11 protein-coding genes are annotated in these 12077 nt (G+C 57.4%); 7 read left to right on the top strand and 4 right to left on the bottom strand.

Annotated features, from left to right (window positions below; translation table 11 throughout):
* The first annotated feature begins 58 nt into the window (after positions 1–58).
* The 7 genes from M2418_RS18705 to M2418_RS18735 all read left to right on the top strand — a co-directional run bounded on the left by M2418_RS18705 (position 59) and on the right by M2418_RS18735 (position 7665).
* The gene (locus tag M2418_RS18705) at positions 59–985 is read left to right on the top strand and encodes a carbohydrate ABC transporter permease (protein WP_250983985.1); all 927 of its coding nucleotides are present in this window, start codon (positions 59–61) and stop codon (positions 983–985) included.
* Between the two features lie 10 nt (positions 986–995).
* Positions 996–1826: a carbohydrate ABC transporter permease gene (locus tag M2418_RS18710; RefSeq protein ID WP_259148489.1), complete on the top strand. Its 831-nt coding sequence runs from the start codon at positions 996–998 to the stop codon at positions 1824–1826.
* A gap of 2 nt (positions 1827–1828) precedes the next feature.
* Complete coding sequence (locus tag M2418_RS18715) at positions 1829–2911, top strand: ABC transporter ATP-binding protein (protein ID WP_259148491.1); 1083 nt, start codon at positions 1829–1831, stop codon at positions 2909–2911.
* A complete protein-coding gene (locus tag M2418_RS18720; protein WP_259148493.1) occupies positions 2908–3903 on the top strand; it encodes an NAD(P)-dependent oxidoreductase in 996 nt (331 codons plus the stop codon). The genes M2418_RS18715 and M2418_RS18720 overlap by 4 nt, the downstream gene beginning before the upstream one ends.
* Entirely contained in the window at positions 3900–5597 is a 1698-nt protein-coding gene (locus M2418_RS18725) for an SMP-30/gluconolactonase/LRE family protein (RefSeq protein WP_259148495.1), read from the top strand. Before M2418_RS18720 ends, M2418_RS18725 begins: the two co-directional genes overlap by 4 nt.
* A gap of 3 nt (positions 5598–5600) precedes the next feature.
* Positions 5601–6362, top strand: a complete 762-nt coding sequence (locus tag M2418_RS18730) for an SDR family NAD(P)-dependent oxidoreductase (RefSeq protein WP_259148649.1) — start codon at positions 5601–5603, stop codon at positions 6360–6362.
* Positions 6363–6702: 340 nt separating this feature from the next.
* The gene (locus tag M2418_RS18735) at positions 6703–7665 is read left to right on the top strand and encodes a dihydrodipicolinate synthase family protein (RefSeq protein ID WP_259148496.1); all 963 of its coding nucleotides are present in this window, start codon (positions 6703–6705) and stop codon (positions 7663–7665) included.
* Positions 7666–7897: 232 nt separating this feature from the next.
* Here the strand turns inward: M2418_RS18735 and M2418_RS18740 are convergent, their stop codons facing one another.
* From M2418_RS18740 to M2418_RS18755, 4 genes are all read right to left on the bottom strand, one after another.
* Positions 7898–8101 (bottom strand): cold-shock protein, encoded by a 204-nt coding sequence (locus M2418_RS18740; RefSeq protein ID WP_192490822.1) that lies wholly within the window; start codon positions 8099–8101, stop codon positions 7898–7900.
* 232 nt (positions 8102–8333) lie between these two features.
* Positions 8334–9776: an amidohydrolase family protein gene (locus tag M2418_RS18745; protein ID WP_259148499.1), complete on the bottom strand. Its 1443-nt coding sequence runs from the start codon at positions 9774–9776 to the stop codon at positions 8334–8336.
* Positions 9769–10863: an amino acid ABC transporter permease gene (locus M2418_RS18750; protein WP_259148501.1), complete on the bottom strand. Its 1095-nt coding sequence runs from the start codon at positions 10861–10863 to the stop codon at positions 9769–9771. The genes M2418_RS18745 and M2418_RS18750 overlap by 8 nt, the downstream gene beginning before the upstream one ends.
* 2 nt (positions 10864–10865) lie before the next feature.
* Positions 10866–12014: an amino acid ABC transporter permease gene (locus tag M2418_RS18755; protein WP_259148503.1), complete on the bottom strand. Its 1149-nt coding sequence runs from the start codon at positions 12012–12014 to the stop codon at positions 10866–10868.
* Between the last annotated feature and the right edge of the window lie 63 nt (positions 12015–12077).

Raw genomic sequence — 12077 nt, forward strand, 5'->3', positions numbered from 1 at the left:
CCCGCCCACATCGCGGGCCATGCAAAAAAACACAAAGCATCCGGCAGGAGAAATATCCATGACCGACACCGTTCAGCCGGAGCGACGCAAGTTCTTTGACCTTGCGCGCCCCAGCCGGCAACATCTTCTCGGCTACATCTTGATCGCTCCGGCGGTTTTGATGGTCGCCGCCATCATCGTCTGGCCGCTTGTCCTGGCGATCGACCTGTCGTTCCAGCAAGTCAAGATACCAAGGTTGGGTGGCGCCAGCCGTCCGTTCTCGATCAGCAACTATGTGTGGCTATTTTCCTCGCCAGAGTTTTGGCTGGCCTGCTGGGTTACGCTGAAACTGGTGATTGTGGTCACAGTCGGCAGTGTTGCCGTTGGTCTCAGCACAGCACTTCTCGTAAACAACCGTTTCAAAGGTCGTACCGCCGCCCGCCTCGGCATGGCACTGCCCTGGGCAGTACCGGAAATCATCGCTGTGGTGATCTTTGCCTGGATGTTTGATACCTCTTTTGGCCTGTTTGGCTGGCTGGCGATACAGCTCGGTTTCACCGACCAGATGATCCCGTGGGTCAGCAGTTCGACGGCGGCTTTCTGGGCGGTCGCCATTACCATGGTCTGGAAAGGGTTCCCTTTCGTATCGATCATGTGCCTTGCCGGCCTGCAGTCGATCCCGGCGGATTATTATGCCGCAGCCAAGGTCGATGGTGCCGGTGTCTGGCAGCGTTTCCGCTGGATCACCATGCCACTTCTGATGCCGGTTCTCGGCGTCACGCTGGTGCTGACACTGCTGTGGGTGTTCCGCGACTTCTCGATCATCAAGGTCCTGACCGGTGGCGGGCCACTGCGCTCCACCCAGACCCTGTCGATCATGACCTACGATCAGGCTTTCCAGTACCACAACTTCGGTCGTGCCGCCGCTGTCGGCGTACTGACACTGGTCATCTGCATTATTGCCAGCCTGCTGATGTTGGGCCGGCGTTCGAAATCAATCTACTGAGGAGGCTTTGATGAGACGTACATTCACACAGAGTCTCGCGCTTTACGCCACGGTCGCGTTTACCCTGATCATGATCCTGTTTCCGGTGTACTGGTTGCTGGTAACCGCGCTGTCGACGACCGATGAACTTTACCGCCTGCCGCCAACCTTCTGGCCTGACGATCCGCAATGGGACATCTTTGCCCGCGTCTGGGCCGCAAAACCCATTCTAATGTGGCTCTGGAACTCGATGCTTGCCGCCGTAGGCTCGGTGGCGCTGTCGATGCTTGTTTCTGTCAGCGCCGGTTACGCATTGTCACGCTATTCCATGCGGGGTGGCGCGACCATGGGGATGTTCGTCCTCACCGCCAAGATGTTGCCGGCCACACTGTTGGTCATTCCGCTGTTTTCGATCTTCTCCAGCTTTGGCCTGATCGGCAGTCTTTGGACGCTTGTGCTGGCGCATTCGACGATGATCATTCCCTTCGCCACATGGATGCTGAAGGGGTATTTCGACACCATTCCGAAGGAGCTGGAACAGGCTGCCATGGTTGATGGTTGTTCGCCCATTGGCGCCATGATCCGTGTGGTCCTGCCCATCGCGACGCCGGGCCTCGCCGCAACCGCTCTTTATGCCTTCGTGCTCAGCTGGGCGGACTATGCCTATGCACGGACCTTCCTCGTCAACTCACCCGACAATTGGACGGCCAATCTCGGCATCACCACGATGCAGGGTGAATATGTCACCTACTGGAACGACATTTCCGCCGCATCGGTGTTCATCGCGCTGCCAATCATCGCAATTTACCTCTTTCTTGAACGTTATTTGGTCGGCGGTCTTACCGCTGGCGCGGAGAAATAAGCATGGCCAATATTTCCATTCGCAATGTCAGCAAGTCCTATGGTGCGCTCAACGTCTTGCGGCCCTTCTCTCTGGAGATCGAAGACGGCGAGTTCGTGGTGCTGGTCGGACCATCCGGCTGCGGCAAATCAACGATGCTGAAAATCCTGGCTGGTCTCGAGCCTGCCTCCGAAGGCGAGATTTTCATCGGTGACCGCGAGGTAACGGATCTTGCGCCCGGCGATCGCGACATCGCCATGGTGTTTCAGAATTACGCGCTTTATCCGCATCTGACCGTACGCCAGAATATCGGTTTCGGCCTTAAGATGCGCGGCACTGACAAAACAGAAATCGATCGACGTGTTGATGATGCAGCGCGTATCCTTGAAGTGACGCCCTATCTCGACCGCAAACCAAAGGAACTCTCCGGCGGCCAGCGCCAGCGCGTCGCACTTGGCCGTGCAATCGTGCGTCAGCCACAGGCGTTTTTGATGGACGAGCCTTTGTCCAATCTTGATGCCAAGCTACGTGTCCATATGCGCGCCGAAATCGGTGCCCTGCACAAACGCATCGGTGTGACCACCGTTTACGTGACCCACGACCAGGTCGAGGCCATGACCATGGCTGACCGTGTTGTGATCATGCAGGGCGGTATCATCCAGCAGATCGCCGCACCCGACGAGCTGTTCAATAACCCCGCCAATCTTTTTGTGGCAGGCTTCATTGGTTCGCCGGGCATGAACTTTCTCAATGCGGAATTGCGCGATGGCACGGTGACGGTGTTTGGTCAGCAGGTGGCCTTGCCACGCGCCACCAGCCATCAGGGCGCGGTCGTGATTGGCCTGAGACCGGAGCACCTCGTGCTTGGTGATGCGCCGGTGACCTTCTCTGTCCGCCCAACATTGATTGAAAGCCTCGGTTCGGAAAAATACGTCTACTTCAACGTTGAAGGCGCTCGCATCGCAGACGGTGAAGAAGGAAAATCGAAGGGCCTGATTGCCCGCGTTTCCCATACCGGAAATCTGCCACGGGACGAAGACATCAGGCTCGGTTTTGACCCTGCCCAGCTTTATCTGTTCAATGCCAAGACCGGTGAACGTCTATGATTCTGGTCACCGGCTCCGCAGGGCGGGTTGGCCGCGCTGTCACTGCTGCATTGAGGGCAAAAGGCCGACCAGTCCGCGGTTTTGACGTCAAGCCTTCAGGGACGGATGGCGATGTCGTTGGTTCGCTTGAAGATGCTGGCAGTCTGGCGCGGGCAGTTGAAGGCGTAACGGATATCCTGCATCTCGGCGCTTTCATGTCCTGGGCAGCCGCTGACCGCGACCGCATGTTTGCAGCCAACGTCGAGGGCACACGGCGGTTGCTGGATGCGGCTGCGGCCGCAGGTGTGCGTCGTTTTGTCTTTGCGTCCTCAGGCGAAGTCTATCCTGAAAATCGGCCAGAGTTTCTGCCGGTTAGCGAGGAGCATCCGCTTCGTCCAAACTCTCCTTACGGTCTGACCAAGCTGCTTGGGGAAGAACTGGTACAGTTCCACCAGCGCACTGGCACAATGGAAACCGTGATCCTGCGATTTTCGCACACGCAGGACGCCAGCGAATTGCTGGATGAAGACAGCTTCTTTTCCGGCCCGCGTTTTTTCCTGAGACCACGTATCCGCCAGCAAGAGAACTTTGGAAACCTTGCTATCACCGATCTTCTGCGCTCCAGAGACATCGGCGAGCCCGCACATGTTCTGGCGCGCAATGAAAACGGCCGTGCATTCCGCATGCACATAACCGAAACCCGCGACATGGTGACGGGTATTCTCCTGGCTCTCGATCATCCCGACGCGGAAGGTCAGATATTCAACCTCGGATCGGACGAACCGGAAGATTTTGCCGAACTTATCCCCGAAATGGCAGCTTTGACCGGCCTACCAATCGTACCAGTCGATTTTCCCGGCGCAGGCGTTTATTACCACACGTCGAATGCGCGTATCAGGAACAGTCTGGGGTTTAGGGCGGAATGGACGATGAAGCGAATGCTGGAAGAGGCAATAGCCGCCAGGCGGCAACGTCTCGCCGGGGAGAACGAGCCTTGGGGGAAGAGGCAATGAAGCCTGAAACACCGGGTGGCACAGCCGCGCTCGCCAAAGGGCTGACCTTGCTTGACATGGTCGCAGATGCGCCAGAACCATTGCGTTTTGCCGAATTGCTGCGGGCCTCTGGCCTGCCCAAGCCAACCTTTGCCCGCATTCTGCGCACGCTCATTGCCTACGGGCTGGTTCGTCAGGACGAGGCGCGTGGCACTTACGTGCTGGGCCAGCGTTTTCTCGAAATGTCGCATAAAGTGTGGGAGAGTTTCGATCTCGTCTCGGCCGCAACGCCGGAACTGGAACGGCTGGCGGCCGAGCTTGGTGAGACGGTGGCACTGTGTCGTCTCGACGGTGTGATGGCGCAATATCTGGTTGAACGTTCACCCAACGGCCTTTCCGTGCGCGTTGAAGTGGGCCGCCGTGTTCCGCTCCATTGCACGGCACCCGGCAAGGCGCTTCTCGCCTTTCAGGACCCTGCAGTCGGACGGTCGCTGATCGAACGTCTGACGCTGGACGCGCAAACGCCACAAACCATTACCACACTCGATGCGCTGCAGGCCGACCTGACACTGACGCGGGCTCGCGGTTATTCTATTTCCTATGAAGAGCATTTGCGCAGCGTAAATTCGGTGGCTGCTCCTGTGATGGGGCGCGACAATACGCCGATCGGCGTACTGGTGGCGCTTGGCCCATCCTCACGTCTCGATGCATCCAACATCCATCCAGCTGGCCGTGAACTGATTGCAGCAGCCCGGCGCATTACCGGTGCCGCGGGTGCCGTCGCCATCAGTTCACGTCCGCGTCCTCGCACAGCTGTCGGGCGCCACATGGCGGACCTCAGTTGCGTTTTGCCTTGGGGCGCACAACTTGGTGAAAGCCCGGTCTGGCACGAAGACGAAAGGGCCCTCTACTGGGTGGATATTCTGCACCCAGCGGTCCATCGCTTTGACCCGGCAACCGGCCGCAACGACACTGCGGAAACCGGCAAGTTGGTCAGTGCTGTCATTCCAGTTTCGCAAGGCCGTCTGCTGGTTGCCTCGCAAGATGGCATTGAATGGCTGGATTTTGCCTCCGGTCGCTTGACACCTTTCGTCAGCCCGGAAGCGGGCATGGCCGATAACCGCCTCAACGATGCCAAATGTGGACCTGACGGTGCAGTCTGGGTTGGCTCGATGCGCATCGACGCCTCCAAACCAACAGGCGCGCTGTACCGCATCAATGCTTCTGGTACCTCCGAACGCAAGGAGGGCGGCATTATCGTATCCAATGGCCTTGGCTGGAGCCCGGATGCTCGAACCTTCTATTTTGTCGATACCGTGCCGGGGCTCATCCACGCATATCATTGCGATCCAGTGACCGGCACTCTGTCGGGACGACGCGAATTTGCGCGCATTCCGGTCGCCGACGGTCGACCGGACGGGCTCGCGGTCGATGCTGAAGGCGGTGTCTGGTGCGCAATCTGGGATGGCTGGTGCGTGCATCGCTATCTACCCAATGGCAAGCTGGACCAAGTGATCGATCTGCCGGTGCCAAGACCAACCAGTATCGCCTTTGGCGGTCCAGACCTCTCGACACTTTTCATCACCAGCGCCCGCACACGTTTGCCAGCTTCGGCGCTGGCAGATGCACCACTGTCAGGTGGCCTGTTCTCCTGCCGCCCCGGCGTTGCCGGTGCGCGCATACCGCTATTCGAAGGTTCTGTGTCCGAAGGATAAATGATGCGTCTTGAAACAGTTTTTGGCCTGAAGGGCCGCACAGCACTGGTGACGGGCTCCAGTCGCGGCATCGGTGCCGCCATTGCCGAAGGTTTGGCGGGGGCTGGCGCGCACATCATTCTGCACGGCACAAAAGCCGGAGGCGCAGCAGTTGTTCAGCAACGCATTACCGATGCAGGCGGCACAGCGCAGGAACTGGCAAGCGATCTCTCAAGCCCCAATGCTGGCCGAGACCTGATTAAACGGGCTGAAGCCATCGCACCGATCGATATTCTCATCATCAATGCCAGCGCCCAGATCAACGCGACCCTGTCTGATCTGAAACCCGCTGATCTTGCGTTCCAACTGGCGGTGAATCTCGGTTCGACGGTGGATATGCTGCAGACCGCGCTGCCGCTGATGGCCGCCCGCAAATGGGGCCGGGTGGTTTCGATCGGATCGATCAACCAGCTTCGCCCGAAAGGCGTCGTTACCGCCTATGCTGCCACCAAGGCGGCACAGCACAATCTTATCCAGAGCCAGGCACGGGATTTTGCCTGCGACAATGTCCTGCTCAATACGCTGGCACCTGGCCTGATCGATACCGACCGCAACGCACATAGGAAAGATGAGGATCCCGAGGGCTGGGCAGATTATGTCCGCACCCTGAACTGGATGGGCAGAGCAGGGCAACCGGAAGAGATGGTCGGAGCGGCGATTTTCCTGTCATCTCAGGCGTGCAGCTTCATGACCGGCGAAAGCATTTTCCTGACCGGTGGTTACTGAGCCGGACCTGTTCGCCACCTGCTGGTTAACCTGCGTAACCAATCGCTACTGTCTCCTTTGCTCGGCAGGCCTCCATCGAGGCGTGTTCAAGCGGACTGCGCCTGTTCCAAAAGCCATCTTTTAGAAAACTGAATTTCCGGCAGCTTTCCAGACATTGCCAACCTAAAGCAAGCTTCTGTCAAACCGGAAGCGGCAGCTTACCGGGGATATTGTGCGGGCATCATTAATTTATCCAGATTTGTTGTCGACAAAATGAATACACTAGATTATATCCAGGGTAATCGAATGTATAAAGTCCATTGATCCCGTGAGTGAAATGGCTCAACAGAAAGGAAGCCGCATGTCCGCCGCAGTATTTTCGGGCACTATGCCTGCATTGATGACCCCTTGCAAAGAAGACCGCACGCCGGACTTCGACGCACTGGTCAAGAAGGGCAAAGAGTTGATCGCGCTCGGCATGTCAGCGGTGGTTTATTGCGGTTCGATGGGTGACTGGCCACTCCTGACCGACGAACAGCGCATGGAAGGTGTCGAGCGTCTGGTCAAGGCAGGTGTGCCTGTTATCGTTGGAACCGGCGCTGTCAACACCGCTTCGGCCGTTGCCCACGCAGCGCATGCCCAGAAGGTTGGCGCGCAGGGCCTGATGGTTATTCCGCGCGTCCTGTCGCGTGGTTCGGTCGTGAGCGCCCAGAAGAGCCACTTCAAGGCTATCCTTGCTGCAGCACCTGATCTTCCGGCGGTGATCTACAACAGCCCATATTATGGCTTTGCAACCCGTGCCGATCTGTTCTTCGATCTGCGTTCGGAGCACAAGAACCTTGTCGGCTTCAAGGAATTCGGCGGCCCGGCTGACATGCGTTATGCCGCAGAGAACATCACCAGCCGCGATGACGAAGTCACGCTGATGATTGGTGTCGACACCGCCGTCGTCCATGGTTTTGTCAATTGCGGAGCAACCGGTGCAATCACCGGCATCGGCAATGTCCTGCCGAAGGAAGTCCTGCACCTGTGCAAGCTCTCCATGGCTGCGGCAACAGGTGATGCGGACGCTCGTCAGCGTGCATTGGAACTGGAAAACGCTCTTGCCGTGCTGTCATCCTTCGACGAAGGTCCGGATCTCGTTCTCTACTTCAAGCACATGATGGTGGTGAAGGGCGACAAGGAATACACGCTGAACTTCAATGAGAGCGATTTCCTCTCTGACAGCCAGCGTGGTTATGTCGAAGCACAGCTGAAGCTGTTCGAAAATTGGTATGCCCAGTGGAGCAAGCTGCCAGGCGCTGTCCAGACCTACAAGGCGTAACCACAAATAACAGCGGGGTCCGAGCACAAACTCGGACCCCGCTGTAAATTTCGTATTTTCACACTGCTCACTGGTGATTTTCACTGAGAGCCGGCTCTGGCAGCGTAAACGGCGCCGCACAGCTCCCAAAATGCATAATCAAGCGTGCCGGCGAAAAAGCGTCTCCGCGCAGATGGGGCGACCTGTCATCAAATCGATCCCCATTCACGCGCGGCAACGAGCCGTGATTTAATCAAGCAGGTACGACGTTTTCCGCTTTCGACTTGCCAGTCTTGCGGTCCTGACCGATTTCGTAGCTGACCTTCTGGCCGTCACGAAGTGGGCTCGAGCTCTGAACTGCAGAGATGTGAACGAATACGTCAACGCCGCCATTGTCTGGCGTGATAAAGCCGAAGCCTTTGTCCTGATTGAAAAACTTTACTGTCCCAGTGGCCATGTATATCCCCGTAAATAATGGCGGCCCTTATGCCGCCGACGCGGGAGATTAGGCATCTGCGCCGTCAACCGCAACCGATATTTGATAGTAAATACTGTAAATACAACGTTGCGAGGCCACTTTAATTGCCTAGACAGCCATTTTTGGGCCTTCACCCGCCAAACGTGGCCAAACAAAGGCCTGACAAAACTGCCTTTGGCAGGCAGTTTTGCATCTGGCCCTATCGACTAGATCAATTGAGGACTGGAAGAGACAGAGGTGCGAGTTCGCCAAGCGAACGGCCTTGAGGGTCCTTTTGAGCAATACGGCTGACCGCAAATTTCGAGGCCTCCTTCATCACCTGGACCGCAGCATCATAATCCAGCCCAAGCAACTTGCCGCCACGCGCAATACATTGTCCATCGACATAGACGGCCTCTACCGCGCGCTCTGCCGCGCATTGCAGCAGGTTGCGCAGTGGATCGTAGACCGGCTGCATGGCGGGATGGTTGAGATCAACAAGCGAGAAGTCCGGCTTTGCGCCAACCGCAATGCGACCAATATCCGAACGGCCAAGTGCCTTCGCACCACCAAGTGTTGCCATGTCCAGGATATCACCGGTCTTGATGTCGAAAACGCTCTTGCCGGCAATTCGCGCGCAGATTAGCGCGCGGCGCATCTCTTCCAGCATATTGTAAGGATAACTGTCCGTGCCAATGCCGACATTGATACCGGCGCGGCGATAACGCCCGATCGATTCCAGGACCATGCCGCTGCGCGAAAACGTCACCGGGCTGTGGGCAACGCTGGTACCGCGTTTGGCGAGCAGCTCCATATCGGTCTGCGTGCGTTCGCGTGTCCAGGAATGACTGTCGAGGAAAATGCAGTGACCGAGGATCAACCTTTCATCGAGAATGCCAAGGTCTTCGAGATATTTGACCGCCGTCTTGCCAGTTCGGCGCAACAATTCCTCATGTTCTGCCATGGTCTGCGCGGCATGAATTGTGATCGGCACGCCACGGCTTTTGGCGGCCGCCGTCGCTTCAATCAGCAATTCCGGCGAGCAGGTCTCAACCTGCGACGGGGCGATCACGCCACCAATGCGGCTGGAAGGGTGGGCCTCGGCTGCGTCAACACAGGCAAGCGCCTGTTGGTAAGCCTCGCGACCCCGCGCCTTATCCCAGCGATACTCCAACCGGTGACTGTTTTCGACGTGCCAGCTCGCTTCACGAAACCCGGGCGCCGCATAGGTACGGGCACCGCTTTTGACCAGGGTCGGCAGCCACGCGTCATGAGGTCCGGCAATATCGAGAAGTGTAGTAACACCGCTGCGAATAAGGTCGCCAAGCATGATCGTCAGTGACGCTTCACGCGCTTCCTGGCTTATTTCGATCAGGCCCGAATATTCATACATCGCCTGCCCCCAGAGGGCGGCCGTACCCATATCGTCAAAGATGCCCTTTGACAGCGGCTCCTCATCGGAATGACAGTGGATGTTGATGAGACCAGGCAACAGCATACGGCCCTGGCCGTGTTCTTCCACCGCAAATGGACCGGTATAGTGCCCACCAATGTGGAGGATAGACGTGTCATCGAAGGCAATATCGCCATTGCTGAGATAGGCATGGCTGCCGGTTTTTTCGTCATAGGCGACGATCGTTTCGACATTACGGATGACGGTGATCTGCTTAGTCATGGCTTGTCCTGAAATAACGTTCGAGGAAACGGCTATAGGCACCCATCAGTGCACTGAAGAGGAAATAGACGGCAGCGGCGAACACGTACCCTTCCAGTACGGCAATGCCCTGCCAGACCGGATCGCGCATCGCCGAGCGTACAGTATCGAGGAAGTCGAGCAGCCCAACGATGGTCACGAGCGTCGTGTCCTGAAAGAAGCCGATGAACAGCGACACCAGGGGCGGAATGACTTTCTTCATTGCCTGCGGCAGCACGATCTTGAACATGATCGGCCAGTAGCCCATGCCAAGTGCCTTGCCAGCCTCGATCTGGCCCTTCGGCACATCCTGCAGACCGCCGCGCACGATCTCGGCAATATAGGCGGCAGCGAAAATGATGATGGCGATCTGGGCACGCAGCAGCTTGTCCACCGTCACCCCATCCGGCATGAACAGAGGCAACATCACGGTTGCCATGAACAGAATACTGATCAACGGCACACCACGGATGATCTCGATGAAGCTGGTTGCCAGAACACGGATAACCGGCAGGTCAGAGGCGCGCGACAGAGCAAGCAGAATGCCAAGCGGCAGGGCACAGGCAAGCCCAACAAAAGACAGCATGAAGGACAGCGGCAAACCGCCCCATTGCGTTGTCGGCACGGGAGGCAGGCCAAACATGCCGCCAGCCATCAGAATGTAGAGGCCAGGAAGGATGAGGAAAATCCAAGACAGCAGCAGCTTGCGGCTCCACATCTGCGGCACCATGGAAACCGTGATGGAACCGAGAAAGACAATCAGAGAAACAAGCGGCCGCCACTGTTCTTCATAGGGGTAAAAGCCAAAGGCCATGTAGCGCAGCTTAGTGCTGAGAAATGGCCAACAGGCACCGCTTGCCGTCTTGCAGTCTTCCGGTGTGCCGGCGAAGGTGGCGTTTAGAAACAGCCACTGTATCGCGAACCAACCGAGGGCGAGAGCGACGGCACTGCTCAGAATGGTGATCAGCGCGTTGCCAGGCGTACCAAACCAGTCCTGCCGCCAGCGTTGCGGACGCCGGGGAGGGGACTGGATGCTGGCTGTGCCAAGGACGAGTTGAGCTTCCGTCACGATCAACGCTCCTTCAGCGCAACATGAGAGTTGTACCAGTTCATGAACAGCGAAATTATGATCGACAGGGTGAGATAAGCCCCCATGAAGATCGCAATCGTTTCCATGGCCTGCCCGGTCTGGTTCATCACGGTGTTTGAGACCATGACAAGATCGGGATAACCGATGGCAATCGCCAGTGAACTGTTTTTGAAGACGGTGAGGTATGTATTGGTCAACGGTGGGATCATCAAGCGAGATGCCTGTGGCAGAATAACAAGCCGCATGGTGCGGCGGCGCGGTAGGCCAAGCGCCATCGCCGCTTCCCACTGGCCCTTGTTTACAGCCTGAATGCCCGCGCGAACAATTTCCGCTACATTAGCCGATACGCTGAGAGACAAGCCGAACAGCAAGGCGACAAATTCTGGCTTGATCTGCACGCCGCCCGTGAGGCGAAAGCGGCCTTTCTCTGGCAAGTCGAAAGTCATGTCTATGCCGTGCAGCAGCAGGACCAGCGCAACAGGCAGGAAACCGAACATCACGGCAACCAAAGCGCCATTATTGGAAACGCCGGTTGCCAATCGCCTGCGGAGTGCAAAACGCCTGATGACCACTGCACCTATGATGCCAACAACAATGGCCGCAAAAACAAAGGCAAAACCGCTTTCTAAGGTGACGGAGGGAATGACGAGGCCGCTATTGGAAAGATAGACATGTGGTGCCAGCGCCAGGGCTTCTCGCACGGGTGGCAGCACATTGATGATCACCGCGTACCAGAACAGCAAATAGAGCAGCAGCGGCACGTTTCGAAGTGCCTCGACATAGCCCAGCATCAGCCGCTGCAAGATCGGATTGCGCGACATGCGACCAATCCCGACCAGAAGTCCGATGATAGTGCCGAAAATGGCGGCCAGCAGCGACACCTTGACGGTGTTGGCAAGACCAACCAGCAGCGCATGGGCCACTGTGTCGCTCGGCCCATAGGGAATTGCCGCTTCACTGATGACAAAACCAGCCTGCCGCGACAGGTAGCTGAACCCGGTCGCAATATCGTGTTTGGCAAGATTTTGGCTTGCAGTCGTAAACATCGACCAAGCAATCAAGGCGATGACACCGATTGCCAGCCATTGGTAAAAAAGCGCGCGAAAGCGCACATTGCTCAGCAGAGCCATCGGAACCCTCCGTCGAGACGGCCGCAAGAGGTATTCGCGCCCGCAGGAACGGGCGCGACGATC

Source organism: Rhizobium sp. BIGb0125 (assembly GCF_024810055.1).
GTDB lineage: Bacteria > Pseudomonadota > Alphaproteobacteria > Rhizobiales > Rhizobiaceae > Agrobacterium.